Genomic DNA, 23,032 nt, shown 5'->3' with positions numbered 1-23,032 from the left:
CGTCCTGCTTTCCTGGACCGTACTGGTGTCAGCCGGTGAGGAGGTGTTCCAGTTCCTGGCTGAATCCCGAGGGGCGGTGCAGGTTGAAGAAGTGGTCACCGGGCAGCGTGGTGTGCTCGAACGCACCTGTGGTCTGGGCGCCCCAGCCGGCCATCGCGAATGGAGGCAGTTCCGGGTCATCTGCTGCCGCGTAGGCGCTGATGGGACAGGTGAGGAGTGGCATGGCGGCGAGGGTGTAGGTGTCGGTCAGCTCGAAGTCTGCCCGCAGCAGGGGCAGCAGCAACTGCTGCATCGACTCGTCCGCGACGATCTCGGGCGGGATGCCGCCCATCTCGGCGACTGTCTGCCAGAGTTCGCCGTCGCTCAAAAGGTGGCGGGCGTGTCCGGTGGAGCTGTCTTGAGGTGCTTCCATCCCGGAGACGATGAGCCGGGCGGGGGGCATGTTGTAAGCGAGGGTGAGCAGGCGTGCTGCCTCGAAGGCGATCAGAGCGCCCATGCTGTGCCCGTAGAGCAGGTAGCTCTCGCTCAGGCGCGGGCGCAGGGCCGGGACCAGGGCTCGGATCAGCGGGCGGATGTCGGTGAACCGGGCTTCGTGGGCGCGGCATTCGCGTCCGGGCAGCCGGGCGATGAGGGGGCGGGCCCGGTCGGCCTGTTGCCTCGCGAGACGCCAATAGGCGGCGGCGCCGGCGCCGGCGTGTGGGAAGAGGACCAAGGTGGGCAGGTGGGCGGGTGCCTCGGCTTCGAGGAACCAGGGGTCTGCGTCGGAGGGGCGGGTGTGGGTGACAGGGGGCATGGCGGGCATCTACTTCGTCGCAAGGGTGCTGGCGCGCACCATGAGCTGGTTGGCTTCGTACTGGCTGCGGCATTGGCCGCGCTGTCGTTTGCCGGAGGTGGTCTTCGGCAGTGATTTCGGCGAGACGAGCACGACGTCGTGCGGTGCGCAGGACAGCTCTTGTGAGAGGGTCTCGCGGACGGTGTGGGCGAGTGTGGCGGCCGGGGCGCCGGTGAGGCTGGTCTCCGCTACGACGATCATGTTTTCGCTGGCGGGGAGGGAGAAGGCCATGACATTGCCCATCCGGATGCCGCGGATTTTCTCGGTGGTGAACTCGAAGTCCTCGGGGTACAGGTTGCGGCCACCCACGATGATCATGTCTTTCTGGCGTCCGCAGACGTAGAGCCGCCGGTCGAGGAAGAAGCCGAGGTCGCCGGTGATCAGTTGCCGGGAGTCGTCCAGCACGGGGATGGGGTGCGGGCTGTTGTCCGGGGTCCAGTACTGGCTCAGCACGCCTGGGCCGCTCACCCGGATCGATCCAATGGCACCCTCGCTCAGCGGCGTGCCGCTGTCGTCGGTGACGGTCACCTGGGTGTTGCGGATGGGGGTGCCGCAGTCCACGAACGTGCGCCCGCCTGCATGGTCGGAGGTGGTGCGGACGGTTCCCGCCTCCAAGGCTGTGCGATCGGCGGTGAGGCGCCGGTAGAGCTCGTCGTGGTGTCCCAGGGTGACGCCCAAGGTGGCCTCGGCCAGGCCGTAGGAGGGACACATGGCGGTGGCCGGCATTCCGAACTCGCCGGCGGCCGTGGTGAAGTCGTTGAGGGAGGACGCGTCGATGGGCTCGGCGCCGTTGACGGCGAATCGCAGGTGGGACAGGTCGTAGGCGCCGCGGCGCAGGGTGAGGTAGCGGTGGGCGAGTGCGTAGGCGAAGTTCGGGGCAACGGTGGCCGCTGCCCGGTAGGCGGTCAGAGTCTCCAGCCAGGTCCCCGGCCGGGCGCTGAAGGTCTGGGTTGCCATCGTGCAGGTGGTGTAGCCGTGCACGATGGAGCCGGTCAGGAAGATGATGCCCATGTCGTGGAAGAGCGGCAGCCAGGACACGAAAACGTCGGCGGGGCGCATGCCGGAAGCGGCGAAGCATTCGCGTGAGTTGGTGACGAGCTGAGCTTGGGAGACGGCAACCGCGCGCGGGTGAGCGGTGGTGCCGGAGGTGAACTGCAGCAGGGCGATCTCGTGGGGGGCGGGCATGGGCGGCGCGCTGGCGGGGGTGTGGTGGGCCAGGGCAGCAAAGTCGGCGACCGGCACCGACATGCTGCCCGCCAGGAGGTGGGCCGTCTGTGGGTCGCACACCACCAGGGAGGCCGAGGCGGCCTCGACCCTGCGCTGGGCCAGATCGTGCAGGTGGGCGGCTCGGGTGGAGGGTAGGACGGTGACCGTTGCGCCGGCGCGCCAGATCCCGAACAAGGTGGCGATCAACTCCAGGGAAGTGCGGCCGAGTACGCATACGCGGTGTCCGGGGCCGATGCCGTAGGTGTGGCCCAGTGTCGTGGCGATGGTGTCCGCCCGCTCGCGCAGCCCGGTCAGGGACAGCGATGTGGGGTGCAGTTCGTCGTCCAGGAAGATCAGGGGCCTCTCGCCGGGCTGGGACGCCAAACAGTCGATGATCGACTGGTCTGTCATGGGGGTGGACTCCTCGTTTCAGTGGGCGAGCCAGTGGCGCAGGACGTCGAGGTCGGCCGGGACGCTCAGCGGCGCGGTGTGGCCGAGCAGGCCGACGGTGAGGTCGCGGCCGATCGCGTGGAGCAGGTCCGGGGCCCCGGAAAGGCAGGCCACGATGAGGCGACCGGAGAAGAACCCCGCGACGAATTCCAGGCGTCGGCTCTGCGGGTCGGCGTCGGGCAGGACGCCGGGGTGGTCAGGGCTCAGAGCCAGGCCCAGGCGTTCCCACAATGCGTCGGAGTGTCCGAGGTAGTTGAAGAGCACCGGCGCAGGGGTGGGGTGCAGGGCCCCTTCGTGGCTGCTGGTGGCGAGGAGTTCGTAGTGGTTCCCGGCGGCCGGGGCCTGTCGGCGTTTGTCCCCGACGACGCCGGCCGCCTCGTGGAGCTCCATGGCAGGTAGGGCGGGGACGTCAAGGGGCCAGCGAGTAGCGAGCCTGCCTACGATGCGGGCCGGGTTCAGGGTGGTGGAGGGGATGTCGCGGCCGTGCGAGTCGAGGTCGACGCGAACGGTGCCCGCCCCAGTGCGTCGGGCGATCACCCGGGCAACGGCGGCCAGCAGCATGTCGGGAACGGCTGCGCTGCGCACAAGGGCGGCGCTTGCCTGTTCGTCGAGGGCGATGAGTGCGGGCACCGCGGGAAGCGATTCCTCGGAGGTGAGCGGGGTGAGGGCGGGGAGTCGCTCCAAGCGCTGCCAGTGAGCGAGTTCGCTCTGCACTTCGGGGTTGTCCGCCTGGGCGTGCACCAGTTCCGACCAGGCGGCCAGGGAGTCCGCGGGGGGCAGCACCGCCTCGCCGTTCTCGGCGGCCTGCCGGTAGGCCGAGACGAGGTCCTCGCACAGGATCCGGCAGGAGTAGTTGTCGCAGATGAGCCGGTTGATGACGATGAGCAGCTGCTGGCGGTCGGGGTATTGCAGGGCGGCGACGTGCAGCAGCGGGGCGGTGCCGATATCGATGGAGGACTGCAGGCGCAGGCTGATGTCCCGCACGCTCTGGGCTGCCTCCTCGGGGGCTGCGTGGGTGAGGTCGATCCAGGTCAGCGGTGTGGGCAGCTGGTCCGTGGAGGCGATGTGCGCGGTGTGGCCGCAGGTGGACGCGGTGAAGGACAGGCGCAGCGCTTCGTGGTGGCGTAGCAGGGTGCGCAGGGCCACCTTGAGGGCGGTGCGGTCCAGGGGTTCGGCGAAGTCGAAGAGGAGGACGTAGTTGTGCTCCTGTGGGTGCTTCCACTCCTCGAGCAGGGCCTGCTGTCGGGGGAGCAGGAGGAGGTCGCCTTCTCGGGGCGGGCGGCTGTGGCCTCTCTCGGGAGTGGCGGGGCGGGCGATGGCAGCGAGTGCGGTGATCGTCTGATGGGCGAAGAAGTCCCGGGGGGAGATGACCAGCCCTGCGGCGGCTGCCTGGGCGATCACCTGCATGGCGAGCAGGGAGTCGCCTCCCAGGCGGGTGAAGTCTGCGGTGGGGGGGACGGTGTCCAGGCCCAGCACGTCGGCCCAGATCCGGGTGAGGGTGCGCTGGGCGGCGTCGGTGGTGGCCGAGGGCGGCGGCGTCTCAGGTCCCGGTTGGGGGCGCTTGGTGGCAAGGGCTGTGCTGCGGGGGCCGATGGGGGGCAGGGGTGCGGCTTGCCAGGCATGGTCGTCTGCGGCCAGGCGGGCCACCTGATTCACGTAGGTCCGGAACATCTGGTCGAGGTCTGTGGGGTGGAAGAGTTCCTCGATGAAGTCCCAGTTCAGGACGAGTTGGCCGGCGTACTCGTAGACCTGGTGGTCGATGTGGACCTGCGGGGTGTGCACGATGCTGTCGACCATCGTTCCCAGTCCGGCGGCGGCTTCGGCGAGATCGGCACCCTTGGAGTCGAGGGCGCTGGTGAACACGATGGGGATGGTGGCCCGTTCGGGGCCGTGCAGGCGGGCGAGTTCCCGCAGGACCTTGATGCCGGTGAACTCGTTGTGGTCGAGGTCTGCGGCCAGCTGGGTCTGCAGTTGGCGGGCGCGGTCCGTGAAGGAGACCGTCTGGTCCGTGGTCACGGCCAGCAGGGTGGTGGCCGTGAAGTCGCCGATGACGTCGGCGATCTTCTCGTGGAGCGGCAGGCGCTTGTTGATAGTGACGTTCAAGGTGAACGGGTCGCCGTCGCAGGAGGCGTTGAGTGTTTCTGCGTAGGCGGTGGCCAGGGCTGCCGAGGGGGTGATGCCGTGGCGGGCGGCGCGTTCGCGCAGGGCCTGCCATGTCTCGGCATCCAGGCTGTGGCTGTGGCGGATGAAGTGGGGTTCTGCGACGTCGGCGGGGTCGGCGGCCAGCGGTAGCCGGGGAGCGGGTGGCAGGTCGTGGGCGCGGGCCGTCCAGTATGCGCGGGCCCGCTGGTAGCGGGGGCTGTTCTCGGCGTCGGCCAGGGCGTGCTGGTAGTCGCGGAAGGTCACATCGAGGGTGGGCCATTGCTGGTCGGGGTCGGTGTAGCGGGCGGCGAGCTCGGTGAGGAAGACCGCGACCGTCCCGCCGTCGGCGATCAGCAGGTCAAGGCTGAGGTGGAGCCGGCTGGAGCCGTTCAGCTGGCTGATGCGGACGTCGAACAGCGGGGCCTTGGCGGGGTCGAAAATGATGGTGCTGCATTCGCGGCGTACGCGGGAGAGTTCGGCCTGTGCCTGCTCTTCGTCGAGGGGGCGCAGGTCGGTGACGGCCACCGGGTAGGGGGCTGCCTCGCGCTGCACGTGCCACTGGCCGTCGGCGCCAATGACGGCGCGCAGCATGTCGTGGCGCTGGACCATGCCGGTCAGGGCCGTGGAGAGGCTTTCCGCGTCGAGGTGCGGGGCGTCCAGTTCGACATAGAACGATGCAGCGACGTTGCCCAGTTCGAAGAAGCCGTTGCGGCCCAGCAGGTAGGCCTGCTGCAGGTCGGTGAGAGGGAAGGGGGTGAAGCGGTCTTCGGGGGCCGGGGTGATGGGGGCGAGATGGTCCGCCAGCGTGTCGGTCTGCTGGGGTTTGCGGTGGCGGACGAGGGCGGCGAGGGCGGCGATCGTGGGGTGGGTGAACACCTCGGCGACGGTGATGCCGATGCCCGCCGTGCCGACGGCGCGTACCAGTTGCACCGCGAGAAGTGAGTCGCCGCCGATGTGGAAGAAGTCGTCGTGCACGGAGACGGCGGCCACGCCCAGAAGCTGCTGCCATGCGGCGGCCAGTGCTTCCTCGATGGCGTCGGCGGGCTGTGCGTCGGGCAGCGGGTGTGCGCGGGTGCGGTCGCGGGCGGCGATCTCGTTCAGGCGGCTCACGTCGACCTTGCCGTTCGCGGTGAGCGGGAGGTGGGCCAGGACGAATACGTCGGCGGGGACCATGTAGGAGGGCAGTGCGGTGGCTGCGTGCTGGATGAGGCGGGCGGGCAGGGTGGAGGTGTGGCGGGCGCGCAGCGGCTGGTTGGCCCACGCTGGAGCGCCGTCACCGTCCTGGGGGGCGGGGAGGGTGAAAGCGTAGGAGCGCAGAGCCTGTTCTGCGGCGTGCGGGGTCGGGGTCAATACGGCGTCGAAGGTCCGCAGGGCGCTGTCGGGCCGGTAGAAGAACTCGCAGCCGTAGCTGTGCTGGTGGGCCAGGTTGGTCAGCTGAGCGGGCGTGGGGGCGGCCGTCTCCTTGGTGTGCGGCCCGATCAGGGCGGCGAATTCCGTGAGCGGCAGGCGGGCGTGCGCCGGGTCCTCCAGGCCTTCGGCCCAGGCTGCGTCCTGCTGCAGGCGCTCATTGGGTATGCCGTGCAGGCACACCGATTCCGCTCGGCCCTCGAGGAGTTCGGTGAGGGTGGGCATGGTGACCGCCGTGTTGTTCCATGCCAGTTCGCAGGCCGGTGGCGGCGCTGCGGTGGTGGTGTCGTTGAAGATCACGACGTCGTAGCGGTAGTCGGCCATCTCGGTGTGCGCGGCGCCGGGCCGGGGCAGTACTGCGGCCGGGTGCCCTGTGCCGGTCCAGAACAGGTGAGGGTCCAGGATGAGTTCGGTCTCGGTGAGCTCGCGCTGCTGGCGGCGCCAGCGCAGGTCGGCGGGCATGTCGGCGGGCTGGGCCTGGGCCCGTTCGATGGCGGTGTGGAGGGAGCGCAGCTGCCGCAGGTCCCGCACGTCGCCCAGATAGACCACTCCCCCGGGGCGCAGTGCCGACAGGGCGTGGCGCACGGTGTCCATCAGGTAGGCGGCGGAGGGGAAGTACTGCACGACGGAGTTAATGACAACGCAGTCGAAGTGGGCCTGCTCGATGCCGGTGAGGTCGGTGGCCTCGCGGTGCAGTAGCGTCGCCCGGTCGGCGAGGCCAGCCTCGTGGAGGCGGCTGGACAGGTCGGTGAGGGTTTGCGCGGACAGGTCGGTGCCTACGTACTGCACGCATTCGGGCAGCAGGCGGGTGGCGATCAGTCCGGCGCCACAGCCGATCTCCAGGACGCGTCTTGGGCGGTGGGCCAGGACGCGGCGGGCGGTGAGGTCGGCCCAGTCGGCCATGTCCTCATCGGGGATCATCTCCCCGGTGAAGCTGTCGGCCCATCCGGCGGTCTGCGCGGAGGGGGTCTCCCGCAGCGAGTCGAAGACCTGCTGCCAGTCGACGATCTGTGCGCGGGCCTCCTGTTCGCCTTCCTCCGTGAGTTCGCTGCGCGGGGTCACGAATGCCCGGAGCTGGTTGCCCGCGACGAGGGCGACGGCCTGCTGCACCTCGTGGTGGGCGGCGAGGGTCTGCTCGATCTCGCCGAGTTCGATGCGGTAGCCGTTGACCTTGACCTGGCCGTCGTCGCGGCCGAGGAACTCGATGTTGCCGTCGGGGTGGTAGCGGCCCAGGTCGCCCGTGTCGTAGAGGCGTTCACCGGTATGCGGGTGGGTCACGAAGCGCTGGGCGGTGCGCTCGGGGTCGCGCCAGTAGCCGCGGGCCACGCCTGTGCCGCCGATGAAGAGGCGGCCTGTCACCCAGGTGGGGCAGGGCCGAAGGTGGCCGTCCAGGACGTGGAAGCTCTGGTTGGCGAGCGGCTTGCCGTAGGGAACGGACTTCCAGCCGGGGGCGGGCCCCTCGATGGGGTGACTGATGGACCAGATGGAGGCTTCCGTGGCGCCCCCCAGACTGATGATGTCGATCGGGGTGCTCTTCAGGGCGCGGATACGGCTGGCGAGGGTGACCTCGATCCAGTCGCCTGACATGAGGACCAGGCGCAGCGGATCCAGGGCGCGCAGGGCGGGCTGGGCCTCGGCGTATGTGGTGTACATCTGCATGAGGGCGGGGACGGTGTTCCACACGCTCACCTGGTGCTGGGTGACCAGTTCGGCCCAGCGCTGGGGGTCGCGGCCGGCGTCCGGCTCGGGCAGGACCACGGTGCCGCCGGCGGCGAAGACGCCGAAGAGGTCCCAGACGGACAGGTCGAAGCTGAGCGAGGACAGGGCCAGTACCCGGTCGTCGGGGCCGAGGTGGAAGCGGGTGTTGATGTCACGGCAGGTGTTGGCCGCCCCGAGGTGGTCGATCATGACGCCCTTGGGTTCGCCGGTCGATCCGGAGGTGAAAATGACGTAGGCCAGGTCGGTGGGGCTCTGCACGTCCTGCAGGGGGCCGTCCATCTCGTGCGCCCATGCGCTGGGGTCGGAGACGTCGAGCACGGTGAGTCGCTCGGGCCACTGCAGACGCTCACGCACCGATGTCTGGGTCAGAACGAGATCCACCTCGCCCAGCGCCAGCAGGCGGTGGATGCGCTCGGTGGGGAGGGTGGCGTCGACGGGGAGGTAGGCGGCGCCGGAGTACAGAACTGCCAGGGCCGCTACGGCCTGTTCCCACCCCTTTTCCATGACGATGGCCACCAGCTGGTTGGGGCGGGCTCCGGCGCGGCGTAGTCCGCGGCCGATGCGGCAGGCCATGCTCTCCAGCAGGTGGTAGCTGAGGGTTGCTTCTCCCGCGATCAGGGCCGGTTCGCTGCCGCGGCGGGCCAGGGCGTCGCCGAGGCGGTGCAGGAGGGTGTCGGGGGCTGGCTGGGCGGTGTCGTTCACTGCCTCGTGGTCTGCCAGTTGCTGCGCCGGGGGGTGCACGGTGGTGTGCTGGGTCCAGGCGTCGTCGCTCTGGGCGAGTTGCTGCACCAGATGCCGGTAGGCGTCGAACATGTCGTCGATGAGGCCGGGGGCGAAGGCGTCGTCGACGGAGTCCCAGGTGATGTGCAGGTCGCCGAAGAATTCCAGAGTGAGGCATTCCAGGGTGAGCTGGGGGGCTTGGGCCAGTGTGTAGTGGATGCCGCGCAGCCAGTCGGGGGCGAAGGTGTCGCTGAATCCGGTGCCGACGAAGGTGGAGAAGACGACGGGTGAGATCGCGGAGGCGGGCCCGGTGCGGCGGGCGAGTTCACGCATGACGCGGATGCCGCTGTAGTCGCTGTGGTCCAGGTCCTGCCAGAGCTGGCTCTGAAGGGTGTCCACGCGCTGGGCGAAGGTGGCTGTGGCGTCCGAGTGCACTTCCAGCAGGGTGAGGGTGGTGAAGTCGCCGATGACCTTCTTGACGTGGTCGTGCACGGGCTTGCGGTTGTTGACGGTGACGTTGACGGTGAAGTCGGGCGACTGTGACCAGCGGGCGAGGACGTCGGCGTAGGCGCAGGCCAGCGCGGTTGAGGGAGTGAGTCCGCGGGCGGCTGCACGGTCCTTGAACTGCTGCCACTGCACGGCGGGGAGAATGTGGTGGCGGCGGTTGAAGTGCGGCTCTTTCACTGCGGACAGCGGGCCCGCGAGGGGAAGGCGGGGTGCTGCGGGCAGTTCCTCGAGCCGGTCCGTCCAGTAGGTACGGGCCTGTTCCTGGCGGGCTGTGTCCTCGGGTCGGGTGACCGCGTGCTGGTAGTCGCGGAAGGTGAGATAAGTGGCGGGTGCCCGCAGTTGGGGGTCCTGGTAGCGGACGGCGAGTTCCTCCACCAGGACGGCGAAGGAGGCGCCGTCGCAGATCAAGAGGTCCATGCCGAAGCGCAGAAGGGTCTGTTCGTGGCTCAGGCGAGTGGCGTGCAGGTCGAACAGGGGCCAGCAGTTCACGTCGCGGCGCCGGGTGGTGGCCTGGGTGCGCAGGTCTTGGAGGCGTTTTTGCTGGGTGGCGGCGTCCAGTGCGGAGAGGTCTTCACGGATGATGTGGAAGTCGGGTACTTCGGCGAGGACTTGCTGGCGGCCGTCCTCGCGGATGACGGCCCGCAGCATGTCGTGGTGGGTGATCGCCGCGCGCATCGCCTGCTCGATGCGGTCGATGTCCAGGCTGGTGGTGTCCAGCTCGACGTAGAACGAGGCGTCCACGTTGCCCAGTTCGTGGCCGGAGCTGCGGCCGTGCAGGTACGCCTGCTGCACGTCGGTGAGGTCGAATGGCTCGCAGGCTGCGGCCGGGTCGGCCGGCGCCTCCATAGTGCGGCTGTCCGCACTGGGGCGGGGAGCCTGCAGGAGTAGGTCGGTGAGTCCGGGCACGCTGACACCGTCGGTCAGGGCGGACAGTGGTATCTGAACGCCGAACGCCGCGTCCATGACGGCGCTTATGTGCGTCGCCTGGAGCGATTCGACCAGGAGCGGTTCGTCTTCGGGGATGTTGGCGGTGGGCAGGTGGGTAACGGTTGCGAGCAGGTCCACGAGGCCGACGGCCAAGTAGGCCCGCCTGTCCTCGGTGGGGCCGTCCGACTCGATACCCAGGGCCATCGTGGCGACGGCACGCTCGATCGAAGGCTCAGAAGAGTCGCCCATTTCCATTCCTCCTTCGAGGCCAGGCCCAGGGCCGAGCCTGCTGAATGAACGTGACCGGTGGAGGCGCGAGACGACCCGCGTGGTCGACGCTGCCGCTGGGGCGGGGTGCCGGGGGGCTGCTGCCAGGGCGCGAGTCTTTCCGTTGAACCCGGCTTTAAGTCAACCCTGCTTTGTGGCAAGCCTGAGGGCGTCGCTGGCGGGTGCGGAACAGCGCAAAAAAAGGGGGGGCGCCAAAGGGCTTGACCTTGGAGTCGGGTCCAAACCCTACGCTCGCCTCGATGACACCGATTCCCCATCAACAGGCAGGTGACCGACAGTGAATGAGTTCGCTGCCTCGACCGGCGGCAAAATGACTTTCCCGCCCGAAGCGGACATCGAATCACGCCGCTACCGGGTGATCTCCGGCTGTGTCGAATGCGCCAGTGACTTGACAGCGCTGCGCCGTGTTCCCGGCGTGCGCGATGTACGTGTGCTGTCTGCCACGGGGACTCTCGTGATCGAGGCGCCGGCCACGCTGGACGACGGCGTGCTGCTGCGCACGGCGAGCGCTTCCGGCCTGGTCCTGGAGTCCACGCATCCCAGCGCCGTCAAGAGCCCCGAGGAGACCTCCAAGCGTTCCCGGTGGTGGCTGCGTCCGGAGATGGTTCTGCTGGAGATCGCCGCTGCTCTGCTGGTGGTGGTCGAGATCGTCGGCTGCTACTCCCAGTACGAGAAGATCTCCACGATCATGGCCTACATGGTGGTTGCGGTCGGCATCGTCTTTCCGGCGCGCACTGCGTGGATGATGCTCAAGGCGAAGCGCGTGTCCATCAACGTCCTGCTGATCGTCGCGGTGGTGGGCGCACTGGCGCTTGGCAAAGTAACCGAGGCCGCCTGTGTGGTGGTCATCTTCTCGCTGGGTGTGGTGCTCGAAAGCTATGTGGCCGACCGTGCCCGCAAGTCCATCCAGAAGCTGATGGACCTCAGTCCGGCGATGGCCGAACGGTTCAGCGCTAACGGCACGGTCGAGCAGGTCAAGGTCGAGGATCTCCTTGTCGGGGACATCGTCCTGGTCCGCCCGAGTTCGCGGCTGCCCACCGACGGGACCGTCGTACAGGGCGCGTCGTGGATCGACGCCTCCGCGATCACGGGTGAGTCGATGCCCGTGGAGGTCGAGTCGGGAGCCGAGGTGTTCGGCGGCACGCTCAACGGGAATGCAGCCCTGCGCATCGAGGTCGCCAAGCCGTTCGAGGACACGGTGCTGGCTCGGGTCATCAAGGAAGTGGAGGAGGCACAGCAGAACCGGGGCCAGGCTCAGCGGTTCGCTGACAAGTTCGCCACCATCTACACACCGATCATGATCGGTGTGGCGGTGCTGATGGCCTCGGTGGGCCCGGAGATTTTCGACATCTCCTACACCGAGGCCCTCTACCGGGCGCTGGTCGTGCTCATCGTGTCCTGCTCGTGCTCCCTGGTGTTGTCCGTGCCGGTCAGTGTCGTCTCTGCGGTGGCGCGGGCGGCGAAGGACGGCGTGCTGATCAAGGGGGGCGCGTATCTGGAGCTGCTGTCCAAGCTGAAGTCGGTGGCCTTCGACAAGACCGGAACCCTGACGCTGGGCCGTCCCATCCTCCTGCAGGTGCATCCGCTCAACGGGCGTGACGAAAACGAATTGCTGAGGCTGTCGGCAGCTGTGGAGGCGGGAGCTACTCACCCGATCGCCGAGGCGATCGTGCGGGCGGCCAGGGAGCGCGGCATCGCCGTCTCTCCCGCCGACGACGTCGAGGTCGTCGCCGGGGTGGGCGCCCAGTCTGTCATCGACGGGGCGCTGGTCCTGGTCGGCCGGGTCGGTGACCTGAGCGGCGATCCGGCCGGGCAGGCTGCCTTGGACGCCATTGAAGATGCCGGCGGGACACCGGTCGCCGTCACCGTGCGGGGTCACCTCATCGGGCTGCTCGGCGTGGCCGACGAGCTGCGCCCGGAGGCCGTCACCGCGCTGAGGTCGCTGCGCAAGGTGGGGATCACGCACACCACGATGCTCACCGGTGATCGGCAGCGGGTTGCGACCGCGATCGCGGATCGGGTGGGCATCGAGAGTGTCCGCGCCCAGCTGATGCCCGATGAGAAGAGTGCGGCGGTCGCCTCGATCAAGGAAGGCGGCATCACGGCCATGGTTGGTGATGGCGTCAACGACGCGCCGGCGCTGGCCACTGCGGACGTCGCGATCGTCATGGGCGCGGCCGGCACCGATGTGGCGCTGGAGATGGCCGACGTCGCGCTGATGGCGGACGACCTCAACAAGCTGCCTTACGCGGTCGCGCTGGCCCGGCGGGCGAGCCGGATCATCGCGCAGAACATCGCGCTGTCGCTGGCGGTCATCTTGTTCCTTGTCTTCGCCGCGGTCAGCGGGAAGTTCACTCTCACCCAGGGTGTGCTGATCAACGAGGTCTGGGCGCTGGTGATCATCGCGAACGGGCTGCGGCTGCTGCGGCTGCACTCGGCGCTGCGGGAGGCTGGCTCCATGGACTCCCCCGCCGCCAGGGCAGCCAAGGCGAAGACGGCGGCCACAGGCTCTGTTGCGGCCTCCGTGTCGGAGGCCGACGGGTGCGGCTGTGGTGACAGCTGCGGCACGCAGAGCGTCGCGGCGCCGCTGCCCGTGCCGAAGGTGCTGACTCTGCCGGAAGCCCTGGGTGACGGTGACGGGTGCGGGTGCGGGCCCAGCTGCGGCACGCAGGCCGTGGAGCCCGAGCCCGTGCAGAAGGGGCCGGCGAACGGCTGTGCGGACGCTGCGTGCGGCTGCTCCCCCGAGCCGGTCAGCGGTACCCGGCGGCGCATCTAGCGTCGCCTCTCAAGCGGAGCCCGGCTGCACTCCCCCCGGCAGTCGGGCTCCCGCCCTGCCCTACGGGGGGCGTTGACTTGAAGCCGGGTTCAACGAGAACACTCCCGGGGAGGGCTGCCCGGAACAGGAGACGATTTCCCATGACAACAGATGCAGTTGACCGCCACAGCGCCGTGCACACCGGGCACCATGAGAGCTCAGGGCAGGTCCGCGGGTGGACCCTGACCGTGGTGTGTGTGACCACGTTCATGCTGCTGCTCGATGTGACGGTCGTGAACGTCGGACTGCCCAGTTTGCGCGCTTCTCTGAATGCGAGCTTCGCGCAGCAACAGTGGGTGATCGCCGCCTACACACTGACTATGGCAGCCTTCCTGCTGCCCAGCGGGTCGCTGGCTGACCGGGTCGGACGCAAGCGTGTCTTCACCCTGGGGCTGGCGGTCTTCACCCTGTCCTCTCTCACCGCCGGGCTGGCGGTGGATCCGTGGATGCTCAATGTGGCCCGCGGCATCCAGGGCATCGGTGCAGCCATGCTCTTCTCCGTCGGGCTGGCCCTGCTGGGGCAGGAGTTCCGCGGTGCGAAGGCGCGCGGCATGGCATTTGGGGTGTGGGGGGCGGTGGGCGGGCTGGCCTTCGCGTTCGGTCCGCTGATCGGCGGTTCGCTGACCACCTCGCTGAGCTGGCGGTGGATCTTCCTGGTCAACGTGCCGATCGGTCTCCTGGTTCTGATTCCCGCTCTGCTGCGGCTGCGCGAATCCAAGGACCCGCACGCCCGCGGCATCGACATCTCCGGGATGGTGACTTTCGGAGTGGCGCTGGCTCTGCTGCTGTTCGCGCTGATGGCCGGCAACGCGATGGGATGGGACTGCCCGCCTATCCTGTTCGCTTTCGGGTTCGGAGCGGTATTGCTGGCGTCCTTCGCAGCTATCCAACACCGCAAGGGCACGGCGGCCATGCTGGACCTGAACCTCTTCCGTATCCGGTCGTTCAACGGGGTGGCCTGGGGCACCTTCTGCAACAACGCAGCGAGTTTGGCCGCGGTGTTCCTCCTCATCTCCTACCTGCAGAACGTGCTGGGCTACTCGGCGTGGCAGACCGGCCTGCGGTTCATGCCGCTGACCCTCACCCTGTTCGTGATGGCCCTGCTCACCGGGCGTCTGGGCAGCAAGGTCTCGCCGGGACTGCTGCTGGGCACGGCGATCTCCCTGATCGCTGTCGGCCTGGGTCTGGTCACCCTGGTGAAGCCCGACAGCGCCTGGACGGCTCTGCTGCCGGGCCTGCTGGTGACCGGCATGGGGATGGGAATGTTCAACCCGCCCCGGGCCGCGGTCACCGTCGGCGTAGTGGGCCCGGCCCGGGCCGGGATGGCCTCAGGTGTGGGCCAGACCTTCCAGCAGGCCGGTGTCGCCATCGGTGTAGCAGGTTTCGGCGCCCTGTTCCAGAGCTGCGTGGTCTCGGCGTTCACCGCCTCTGCCGCCGGCCGAGAGCTGGGGGGGGCGCGCGGATGACGTGGCGCACGAGGTGGCCACCGGCAACCTGGGTGACCTGGGCTCTATGGTGCCCGCATCGTCGCTGGACGCCGTACAGGCCGCGGCTCGCATCGCGTACGTGGAGAGCCTGACGGAGGTCGTCCGGCTGTGTGCGCTGCTCGCGGCTGTCGGCGCCGTGCTGGTCTTCACGCTGGTGCGGCGCAGCGATCTGCACGAGAGCGCCCTGGATCGCCTCTGAGAGGAAACCCTCCGGCGGGCAGTAGATGCCCGCCCGGGCGGGGCTGCCGGTGAGGTGATGTCGGGCCCCGCCCTTTTCCGTGGCCTATGCGGATTCGGCGGTCTGCGGCTTCCACACACCGGGCGCCGGGTCGGGGCATTCCTGGCTGGGCAGTTGTTCCACCATGTGCTCGAGCTGTCCGAAGAGCGCGGTGAGCCGCTCGACCTCGGTGCGGACCTCGCCCATGCGTTTGCGTAAGATCACTGCGGCGTCACCGCAGGGGCATGTGCCGGTGTCGCGGATGCTGAGCAGGTCGGCGATGTCGCTCAGGCTCAGGCCCAGGCGCTGGGTTCCCTGGATGAACTTCATGCGGTCGATCGCATCGCTGCCGTAGCGGCGGTAGCCGGCCCCGGTGCGCGGGGCCTTGGGCAGCAGTCCGAGCCGCTCGTAGTACCGGATGGTGTCCGAGGTGGTTCCTGCCAGGCGTGCCAGCACCGCAACGGACATGCCCTGTTGGTTGGGTGTGGTCGATTCCATGGGTTTCAACTCTACTTCTCTCCGCCCGAGTTGCTCTTACAGGTGAACGCCACAGGGCCGGCGGGGCTTCCCCGGACCGGCCCTGTTTTCTGGCTCCTATCAGTAGCGGTAGAGCTCGGGCTTGAAGGGGCCCTGGACCTCCACGCCGATGTAGTCGGCCTGTTCCTTGGTGAGAGTGGTGAGTTCCGCGCCGAGCGCCTCGAGATGGATGGCGGCGACCTTCTCGTCCAGATGCTTGGCGAGTCGGTATACGCCCGGGGTGTAGGCGGACTGGCGGGTGAAGAGTTCGATCTGGGCGATGACCTGGTTGGAGAAGCTGTTGGACATCACGAAACTGGGGTGGCCGGTGGCGTTGCCAAGGTTGAGCAGACGTCCCTCGGAGAGCACGATCACCGAGTGCCCGTCGGGGAACACCCATTCGTCGACCTGCGGCTTGATGGGGTTCTTGGTGATTCCGGGGTAGCGAGCCAGGCCGGCCATGTCGAGCTCGTTGTCGAAGTGACCGATGTTCCCCAGAACCGCCTGGTGCTTCATGGCAGCCATGTCGTCGGCCATGACCACGTCCTTGTTGCCGGTGGTCGTGATCACAAGGTCGGCGATCGGAAGCACGCTCTGCAGGCGGGCCACCTGGTAGCCGTCCATCACCGCCTGCAGGGCGCAGATGGGGTCAATCTCGGTGACCACCACGCGGGCCCCCTGCCCAGACAGGGACTCCGCGGCGCCCTTGCCGACGTCACCGTAGCCGCAGACGACGGCGACCTTGCCGCCGATCAGGACGTCGGTGCCGCGGTTGATGCCGTCGATGAGGGAGTGGCGGATGCCGTACTTGTTGTCGAACTTGGACTTGGTGACGGAGTCGTTTACGTTGATGGCGGGCCACAGCAGGTCCCCGTCGGCGGACATCTTGACCAGGCGCATGACGCCGGTCGTGGTCTCTTCGGTCACGCCCAGGATGTGGGTGCCGATCGTTGTCCACTTGTCAGGGGTGTCGGCCAGGGTGGAGCGCAGCAGGTGAAGGACGGCCGCCCACTCTTCGGAGTCTCCCTCCCCCGTTTCGGGGACGTGCCCGGCGTGTTCGTACTCGGTGCCCTTGTGGACCAGCATGGTGGCGTCGCCGCCGTCGTCGAGGATGAGGTTGGCGCCTGCTTCGCCCGGCCAGGTGAGCATCTGCTCGGTGCACCACCAGTACTCGGTGAGGCTCTCGCCCTTCCAGGCGAACACGGGGACTCCGGCGGGGTGTTCGGGGGTTCCGTCGGGGCCCACTACGACGGCGGCGGCCGCGTGGTCCTGGGTGGAGAAGATGTTGCAGGAGGCCCAGCGCACCTCGGCGCCAAGCGCGACGAGGGTCTCGATGAGGACGGCTGTCTGGATGGTCATGTGCAGGGAGCCCGAGATGCGTGCCCCCGTGAGCGGCTGGGTGTCGGCGTACTCGGCGCGCAGGGTCATCAGGCCGGGCATCTCGTGTTCGGCGAGTTGTATCTCCTTCCGGCCGAAGGCGGCTAGCGCAAGGTCGGCGACGGCGAAGTCGAGGCCGTCCAGGGTGCGGGCGCGGGGCTCGTGGTGTGCCGGTGCGCTGGGTGTGGTGGACACGATGGGACTCCCGTTGTCACGTGGATGAGGGCAGGGGTCGGGCGCCGGCCCGCCGTCCATCGCAGGGTGCGATCGGCGGCGAACGGCGGGGTCTTTCAGCGATGGGGGCCTGTCAGCAGGGGGCCGAACTCGGTCCGGGCGACGGCCAGAGCCTGCTGCTGGGTGAGCACCTGCCCCTGCTGGCGGGTGTCCTTGGCCAGATGGGCGGCCGCCAAGTGGGCGTCGGCGTGGAAGGCGGTGTGCTGGCAGGCGCCCGCGATGGGCCCCGAGCACTGGATCGCGGCGAGGACCACGACCGCAGTGGCCGGCTCCCACGTCCAGTTGCCGTCGGCGTCCCGGGTGACACGGATCTCGGCGCCGGTGTCGGGATCATGGGAGACGATCGTGCCGACAGCGGACGCCATGAGCGGGATGCCGAGTGCGTCGATGGCACACATCGCTCTCAGTGGCGGCCCGTCTTGCAGGCGCACCCGGTGCGGGGAGGGCAGCCCGGACAGCGGGTAGGCGATCTCGATGCGCTCGCCGGCGGCGTCCAGGTGTACGAGGTCGGCCTCAGCGAGTGCTTTGAGGGCCGGCTCGGGGGTGAGGTTGTTGCGGCGGGCCAGGCCGTGGGCGGCGACGGTGCTCGGGCCTTGGCCGGTGGCCAGGAAACTGCGCAGGAGGCGCTGGTGAAGGGTGCGTAGAGCCGGGTCCAGTTGCGCCTGGCTGTGGGCGATGCCGCCGCGGTCGACGGCGCCGATGCCTGCGGGCAGAAGCGCTCTGAAGGAGAGGCTGGTGTCAGGCACGTTCGACCTCCGGCTGTGGCACGAGGGCCGGCTCGGGCAGGGGTAAGGCGTCGCGTGCGGTGGGGTGCTTGGTGTTCCAGCGGCGGGTGAAGTACGAGATCGGGATGATCATGAGGGTGACGCACAGGCCGATCAGCATGACGGAGCCACCCCACTGGGCTCCCCCGTATACGAGGAAGATGAGGTTGATCGCGCACAGGAACACGGCGAGCGGGCGGGCGTAGCGCCCTAGGCGGAGGCTGCCGGGACGGCCAGCCGGGTGCTTGCGGAGCATCAGGTAGGCGATGGGCAGCAGGACGAAGACGATCATGTAGCCGAAGTTCGCTGCAGCCACGACGTCAACGACGTTGGTACCGAAGACGAGCAGGAGCAAACCGATGACGACGGCGTCCCAGGCGATGGAGCCGACAGGCGCGCCTCGTTTGTTGATTTTACCGAAGGCGGCCGGGAGGTGGCCGTCGCGGGCCATCTGGTAAACGGTGCGGGAGGAGCCGATGATGAAGGTCTCAGCGCCCAGGATGAGGACGGCGGTCAGTCCCAGCTGGACAAAGAGTTCGCCGGCGTCTCCCAGAAGGACGTGCCCGGCGTTGGCGAAGACCTCGAAGGGGTCGGCCTGGATGCCGTTGGCGCCCGAGAGCGCGAACATCGCGATCGGCACGGCTGCGAAGGCGACGAAGCAGATGATGGCCGAGGTCGACATCACGCGCTTCATGGTGCCTTCAGGGTTGCGGATCTCCGCGCATACCGTGGAGGCCATTTCCGCCGCGTAGGAGGACCACGTGGCCACGAAGCTCCACTTGGCGATGAGGGCCAGCTGGGAGCTCAGCGAATCGTCGCCGGTGCCGCCGGTCGGCAGCACCGAGGGGAAGACACGGGAGAAGTCGCTGACGTGGGGCCGGACGACGGGGCTCAGGACGACGACCAACACCACGCCGACGGCAACGACGGCCAGCACGGAATTGATCACAGTGGAGAGCTTCAGTCCCAGAGCGGTGATGAAGTAGAGGACCGCGGCGATGGCGAGAGCCAGCAGGACTGGGGAGGCGCCCGGCAGCCACTGATCGCGCAGGAACGTTGCGGCGAGGATGAGGTTGACCGCGATGCCCGGGGTCCAGGCGAACCAGTAGCACCAGGCGGACAGGGCGCCCAGCGTCGGGGAGCCCTTGGCACGTACCCGGTAGGCGAACTGGGCAGTGCCGCCGGCCCGTTCGGGGAAGCGGGAGGCGAGTTCGGCGATCAGCAGGCACTGCGCACCGCCGACGGCGGCGGTAAGGATCCACACCCAGATGGATACGTTGCCAAGCTCCGCGGCCATGGCTCCGAGTGAGACCACGACCATCAGTGAGCCGCCGGTGGCCACCAGGACCGCGGTCGACCACGACGAGGTGACCGGCAGGCCGCTGCGGCCCGGGAAGAGTGATGCCTCCGCTCCCGGGGCGCTTGCGTCTGATTGCTTCCGCCCCCCGCGCCTTTTGGACAGCACTGTTTCAGGATTGTTTCCGACCAATTCATTGCTCCAGCCGGGATGGACGGCCGTGAAGCCGTCGACTGTTAAACGGCGGTGTCTCTGGAACAGGCACGGGAAAGCGGCGCACTCACTCAGTCTGGCAACGGCAATGAGTGATGAAAATCTCGTCACGGAAGCAACGACAGTGATGTGATCCGCGAGACTTCACGGCGGCAGCGCTCGACGCTGCTGAAAGTTAGACGACGTCGGAGAATTTTGCAACCACGCTCCGGGCACGCCCGGACCATGGTTGCCAGAAATCACGCAGGGTCACCACGCGGGCGAAAGTGAAATAACATCGTTCCGCTTACACCCAACAACAGGTAAAAAAGATCCAGAAAAGCGAAGGTCAGATTTAAGCGTGCGTGCCCGCGAATCCGGGACAGAATTGAAACCTCCGCTTACGGGGCCCGGAGTGCACGCCGGGCCCCGCGAGCAGGGACAGTGTTCGGTCGGCTACGAGAGGGTCTGCAGGTCGCAGCAGCCGCTGGCCGCGTCACAGCAACTGTCGGCCGAGGTGTCCTCCAGACCGGCCGCGAACTGCCCCTCAGGGCTCATGTGCGGGCAGTCGCACAAGGCCCGGCAATCGCAGTCCAGCGTCTGGTCGATCAAGTGGAGCCGGCCGTTCAAGGCTGCGATCTCGCGTTCTACGGCGGATCGGCGGGCACGGGCCACGTCGCGCCACATACCTTCACCGGCCATGTTGCTCTGCAGCAGATCCGCGATCTCGGCGAGGCTGAAGCCGATCTTCTGGCAGATCTTGATGGCCGACAGGCGGTGCAGGACGTCCGGAGAGTAGTGCCTGCGACCAGCCACCTTCGCCCCTTCGGGGATCAAGCTACATCGCTCGTAGTATCGCAGGGCCGATGTGGCTATGCCGGCCCTGCGGGCTACCTCGCTTATCGACAGCAACGCGTCGTCCATGACTCCCCCGAGGTGTTGACTTGAAGCTGACTTCAACGGCCACACTACCGTTCGAGAGATCAGTCATCCAGGCCTCGGCTCCAGACAGAAGGGACATGAGACGTCACACCAGCTCGCGATAAATGGGCGATTCGGGCAACCTGCTCGGATTGCTCTCTTTCGTGGCAGCGGTATATGGAAATGGTCTCTTGAGATACCTGGCACAGGCCCTCAAAAGTGCGTACGGCAACGCATCGACACAGCGCTCGGTTTCGTTGCTCCCCAAAACGGGAAGCAAAAATGACTGCTCTGAGGAGTGACGTGGCAAATCTTCTGAAGAAGGCCTACAACGCAACATGGGGGAAGTACGTCTTCGCGGGGATGTACGACAAATTCCTGGCACACGTGGAAAAGCACGGACTGTCGGAGAAGCGCGCCCAGATGCTGGCGCCGGCCTACGGCCGCACGATCGAGCTGGGCACCGGCACCGGTCTGAACCTGGCTCACTACCCCGAGGCCGTTGACGAGCTGATCCTCACCGAGCCCTACCCGCCGATGGTGGCCAAGCTGGAGGAGAAGATCCGCGACAACCCGCGGCGCATCCAGTTGACCGTGGCCGGCGCGGAGCGTCTTCCCTACCCCGACGCCAGCTTCGACACCGTCGCGGCGGCGATGATCCTGTGCACCGTGCCCAACCCCGACGTGGTCCTCAAGGAGATCGAGCGAGTCCTCAAGCCGGGCGGCCAGTACCTGTTCCTGGAGCACGTCCGCAACCGCGACCCGAAGATCGCCCGCCGCCAGGACCTAGTGCAGCTCGGCTGGTACTGGTTCGGCAACGAGTGCCACTGCAACCGGCCCACCCTGGAGACGCTGGCCGGATCCTCCCTGAAGCTCGTCGATCTCGACGAGACCAAGATGCCCGGCGCCTGGCAGTTCATCGAGGCCATGGCCATCGGGCGCGCCGTGCGGCGCCCCGAAGGCGCCGCCCCGGCGAACAACAACCATCTGGTGAAGCAGCCGGTGAAGGTCAGCGCGGGCAAGGCGGACGACGACTGCGGCTGCTGACGGGCACTTCCGGTCACCGGAGCGGTGATGCGCTGCGCCCGGCGGGCGCGAACCTGAACCCGTTCGTGCCCGCCGCCCCCACCGGTTCTGCAGGTTGTAAAGGACGGCCCGTGACCTACATCATCGCCCAGCCGTGCGTCGACGTGAAAGACAGAGCATGCGTCGAGGAATGCCCCGTGGACTGCATCTACGAGGGCAAACGCATGCTGTACATCCACCCCGACGAGTGCGTCGACTGTGGGGCGTGCGAGCCCGTCTGCCCGGTCGAGGCCATCTTCTACCAGGATGACGTGCCCCCTCAGTGGGAGGACTACATCACGGCCAACGAAGAGTTCTTCGTGACCGTCGGCTCGCCCGGAGGCGCCTCCGGGATGGGCGAGGTCGCGGCAGACCCTCAGTGGATCAAGGACCTTCCTCCCCAGGGGGAGTGAGCAGCCGCTGTGACGCATCTGTTGACGGTCGCCGAAGTCGCCGCCCGTTCCAGGCTCAGCGCCAGCGCGGTGCGCTACTACCACCGCTTGGGCCTGCTGACCGTCCATTCCCGCGCCCGGGGAAGCCACCGACGCTTCGAGGAGGCTGTTCTGGACCGCCTGCGGTTCATCCGGTCCGCCCAGCGGCTCGGCCTGAGCCTGGCTGAGATCACGGAGCTGCTCTCGGTGCGTGACGGCATTCCCACAGCCCGCACCGAGCACCTGCTGCGCCGCCACCTGGGCACCCTGCAAGCGGAGATGGTCCTGTTGGACGAGCTCCGCCAGGAGATAACGGGCCTGCTGGCGCAGCACACCGGCACCACCGCCTGCCAGGTCTGCCGGCAGTGAGCATCCACCAACACCGCACGCCCGCGTCCCACCGGCCCAAGGCGGAATCCCGTGCCCACGCGCCCCTGCCAGCCTTCACTCGGTCTCATCGTCCTCCTCCAACTGACCACGGCAGCCAGTGCCGGCCTCGCTGCACTCGCCCGGACGGCCGACGAATGCGCTGCCCGCCTCGCCTTCACCTTCGCGCTGGCCCTCCTCACCGCCACCTTCATGATCATCCGCCGCCGTGACCAGCGCCAGCGCCACACCCTGCACGGCTCTACCCGCGGCAAACCCCCGCACCACCACTGATCTCCACAGAGTGCTCCGGTGGCAGGAACGCCCTGGGAACAGGGCCGCAGCCGCCAGGGAGAGCAGCAAGGATTTGACCTTGAAGATGACTTGAAGGTCTACCGTTGTTCCTGTGAGCACCATGCTGATCTCCCAGCTAGCCGAACGTGCGGGCGTGCGCACCAGCACCCTGCGGTTCTACGAGACGCTCGGGCTGCTGCAGTCCGAACGCACCGCCCGCGGGTACCGCCTCTATGACGAAGAGGCGGTGGAACGGCTCTCCTTCATCACCACGGCCAAGCAGTTGGGTCTGCCGCTGGAGGAAATCGCCGACCTGCTGCGAGTCCGTGAGGCCGGGGACTGCACTGACGTCAAGACGGAGCTGCGGGCGCGCCTGCACGCCCGCATCGATGATGCCGAGCAGCACATCAACGGACTGGGCACCTTCATCACCACACTGCGCCGGGTCGTGGACCACCTCGACGGGCTGCCTTCCCGGCCCGGCCCGTGTGATACGGGCTGCGACGTTCTGCCCACCGTGCAAGAAGGCAATGGCAGTGGTGGACAGGAAGAGGCGCGGTGGCGTGTGGCCCCGGTGGCCTGCAGCCTCAACTCCGCCTCGCTGCAAGAACGCACCGCGCGCTGGCACGGAGTGCTCAAGGACAGCAGGCGCGAACCCATCGACGACGGACTGCGGCTTACCCTGCCCATCGACCGCGCCGGGGCCTTCGCCGAACTGGCCGCCGCCGAGCAACAGTGCTGCCCCTTCTATGACTTCCGCATCCATCTCAATGGGGCCTCGATGCACGTGGAAGTCCGCTCACCTCAGGAGGGTGCGCCAATACTGGCTGAGTTGTTCGCACCCGCGTCCTGACTTCC

The 23,032-nt window shown here is 68.0% G+C and carries 16 protein-coding genes; 7 read left to right on the top strand and 9 right to left on the bottom strand.

What is annotated here, in order from left to right:
• Positions 1-28 precede the first annotated feature (28 nt).
• Genes ACWGDX_RS01195 through ACWGDX_RS01185 form a run of 3 tightly spaced genes read right to left on the bottom strand, consistent with a single transcriptional unit; the run spans position 29 to position 10,159 of the window.
• Entirely contained in the window at positions 29-793 is a 765-nt protein-coding gene (locus tag ACWGDX_RS01195) for a thioesterase II family protein (RefSeq protein WP_453620940.1), read from the bottom strand.
• Positions 794-802: 9 nt separating this feature from the next.
• The gene (locus tag ACWGDX_RS01190) at positions 803-2,449 is read right to left on the bottom strand and encodes an AMP-binding protein (RefSeq protein WP_453620938.1); all 1,647 of its coding nucleotides are present in this window, start codon (positions 2,447-2,449) and stop codon (positions 803-805) included.
• An 18-nt stretch (positions 2,450-2,467) separates the two neighbouring features.
• Positions 2,468-10,159: an amino acid adenylation domain-containing protein gene (locus tag ACWGDX_RS01185; protein ID WP_453620936.1), complete on the bottom strand. Its 7,692-nt coding sequence runs from the start codon at positions 10,157-10,159 to the stop codon at positions 2,468-2,470.
• A 640-nt stretch (positions 10,160-10,799) separates the two neighbouring features.
• Here ACWGDX_RS01185 and ACWGDX_RS01180 point away from each other — a divergent pair.
• From ACWGDX_RS01180 to ACWGDX_RS01170, 3 genes are all read left to right on the top strand, one after another.
• Positions 10,800-12,974 (top strand): heavy metal translocating P-type ATPase, encoded by a 2,175-nt coding sequence (locus tag ACWGDX_RS01180; protein WP_453620934.1) that lies wholly within the window; start codon positions 10,800-10,802, stop codon positions 12,972-12,974.
• A gap of 140 nt (positions 12,975-13,114) precedes the next feature.
• The gene (locus ACWGDX_RS01175) at positions 13,115-14,479 is read left to right on the top strand and encodes an MFS transporter (RefSeq protein WP_453620932.1); all 1,365 of its coding nucleotides are present in this window, start codon (positions 13,115-13,117) and stop codon (positions 14,477-14,479) included.
• Positions 14,480-14,525: 46 nt separating this feature from the next.
• Complete coding sequence (locus tag ACWGDX_RS01170) at positions 14,526-14,699, top strand: hypothetical protein (protein WP_453620930.1); 174 nt, start codon at positions 14,526-14,528, stop codon at positions 14,697-14,699.
• Between the two features lie 84 nt (positions 14,700-14,783).
• Here ACWGDX_RS01170 and ACWGDX_RS01165 read toward each other — a convergent pair whose 3' ends face one another.
• From ACWGDX_RS01165 to ACWGDX_RS01145, 5 genes are all read right to left on the bottom strand, one after another.
• A complete protein-coding gene (locus ACWGDX_RS01165) occupies positions 14,784-15,215 on the bottom strand; it encodes a MerR family transcriptional regulator (protein WP_453620928.1) in 432 nt (143 codons plus the stop codon).
• 99 nt (positions 15,216-15,314) lie between these two features.
• Positions 15,315-16,754 carry an adenosylhomocysteinase gene (gene ahcY, locus ACWGDX_RS01160; protein WP_453621030.1) on the bottom strand — a complete coding sequence of 480 codons (1,440 nt, stop codon included), beginning with the start codon at positions 16,752-16,754 and terminating at the stop codon, positions 15,315-15,317.
• A 146-nt stretch (positions 16,755-16,900) separates the two neighbouring features.
• Positions 16,901-17,590: an organomercurial lyase gene (gene merB, locus ACWGDX_RS01155; RefSeq protein WP_453620926.1), complete on the bottom strand. Its 690-nt coding sequence runs from the start codon at positions 17,588-17,590 to the stop codon at positions 16,901-16,903.
• Entirely contained in the window at positions 17,583-19,073 is a 1,491-nt protein-coding gene (locus tag ACWGDX_RS01150; RefSeq protein WP_453621028.1) for an APC family permease, read from the bottom strand. The genes merB and ACWGDX_RS01150 overlap by 8 nt, the downstream gene beginning before the upstream one ends.
• Before the next feature lie 480 nt (positions 19,074-19,553).
• Complete coding sequence (locus ACWGDX_RS01145) at positions 19,554-20,021, bottom strand: MerR family transcriptional regulator (protein WP_453620925.1); 468 nt, start codon at positions 20,019-20,021, stop codon at positions 19,554-19,556.
• A gap of 300 nt (positions 20,022-20,321) precedes the next feature.
• Here ACWGDX_RS01145 and ACWGDX_RS01140 point away from each other — a divergent pair, with 300 nt between their 5' ends.
• The 3 genes from ACWGDX_RS01140 to ACWGDX_RS01130 all read left to right on the top strand — a co-directional run bounded on the left by ACWGDX_RS01140 (position 20,322) and on the right by ACWGDX_RS01130 (position 21,883).
• The gene (locus ACWGDX_RS01140; RefSeq protein WP_453620923.1) at positions 20,322-21,065 is read left to right on the top strand and encodes a class I SAM-dependent methyltransferase; all 744 of its coding nucleotides are present in this window, start codon (positions 20,322-20,324) and stop codon (positions 21,063-21,065) included.
• A 110-nt stretch (positions 21,066-21,175) separates the two neighbouring features.
• Positions 21,176-21,496, top strand: coding sequence for a ferredoxin (fdxA, locus tag ACWGDX_RS01135; RefSeq protein ID WP_453620921.1), 321 nt, complete (start codon positions 21,176-21,178; stop codon positions 21,494-21,496).
• Between the two features lie 9 nt (positions 21,497-21,505).
• Positions 21,506-21,883: a MerR family DNA-binding protein gene (locus ACWGDX_RS01130; protein ID WP_453620919.1), complete on the top strand. Its 378-nt coding sequence runs from the start codon at positions 21,506-21,508 to the stop codon at positions 21,881-21,883.
• Positions 21,884-21,958: 75 nt separating this feature from the next.
• On the opposite strand, the gene ACWGDX_RS01125 is transcribed toward ACWGDX_RS01130, so the two are convergent.
• On the bottom strand, positions 21,959-22,297 hold the full coding sequence (locus ACWGDX_RS01125) for a hypothetical protein (RefSeq protein ID WP_453620917.1): 339 nt from the start codon (positions 22,295-22,297) through the stop codon (positions 21,959-21,961).
• On the opposite strand from ACWGDX_RS01125, the gene ACWGDX_RS01120 reads away from it, so the two are divergent.
• The gene (locus tag ACWGDX_RS01120; RefSeq protein ID WP_453621026.1) at positions 22,296-23,027 is read left to right on the top strand and encodes a MerR family transcriptional regulator; all 732 of its coding nucleotides are present in this window, start codon (positions 22,296-22,298) and stop codon (positions 23,025-23,027) included. The two genes, ACWGDX_RS01125 and ACWGDX_RS01120, sit on opposite strands and share 2 nt — an antisense overlap.
• Positions 23,028-23,032: the final 5 nt, after the last annotated feature.

This window comes from Streptomyces sp. NPDC055025 (assembly GCF_053608565.1).
This window is presented reverse-complemented; position numbering and strand designations above follow the sequence as displayed.

What these genes read in the sequence shown, in the direction of transcription:
- ACWGDX_RS01195 (WP_453620940.1), bottom strand. Translation starts at nt 793, where the DNA reads ATGCCCCCTGTCACCCACACCCGCCCCTCCGACGCAGACCCCTGGTTC.
- ACWGDX_RS01190 (WP_453620938.1), bottom strand. Translation starts at nt 2,449, where the DNA reads ATGACAGACCAGTCGATCATCGACTGTTTGGCGTCCCAGCCCGGCGAG.
- ACWGDX_RS01185 (WP_453620936.1), bottom strand. Translation starts at nt 10,159, where the DNA reads ATGGGCGACTCTTCTGAGCCTTCGATCGAGCGTGCCGTCGCCACGATG.
- ACWGDX_RS01180 (WP_453620934.1), top strand. Translation starts at nt 10,800, where the DNA reads ATGGTTCTGCTGGAGATCGCCGCTGCTCTGCTGGTGGTGGTCGAGATC.
- ACWGDX_RS01175 (WP_453620932.1), top strand. Translation starts at nt 13,115, where the DNA reads ATGACAACAGATGCAGTTGACCGCCACAGCGCCGTGCACACCGGGCAC.
- ACWGDX_RS01170 (WP_453620930.1), top strand. Translation starts at nt 14,526, where the DNA reads ATGGTGCCCGCATCGTCGCTGGACGCCGTACAGGCCGCGGCTCGCATC.
- ACWGDX_RS01165 (WP_453620928.1), bottom strand. Translation starts at nt 15,215, where the DNA reads ATGGAATCGACCACACCCAACCAACAGGGCATGTCCGTTGCGGTGCTG.
- ACWGDX_RS01145 (WP_453620925.1), bottom strand. Translation starts at nt 20,021, where the DNA reads ATGGACGACGCGTTGCTGTCGATAAGCGAGGTAGCCCGCAGGGCCGGC.
- ACWGDX_RS01120 (WP_453621026.1), top strand. Translation starts at nt 22,296, where the DNA reads ATGCTGATCTCCCAGCTAGCCGAACGTGCGGGCGTGCGCACCAGCACC.
- ACWGDX_RS01125 (WP_453620917.1), bottom strand. Translation starts at nt 22,297, where the DNA reads ATGGTGCTCACAGGAACAACGGTAGACCTTCAAGTCATCTTCAAGGTC.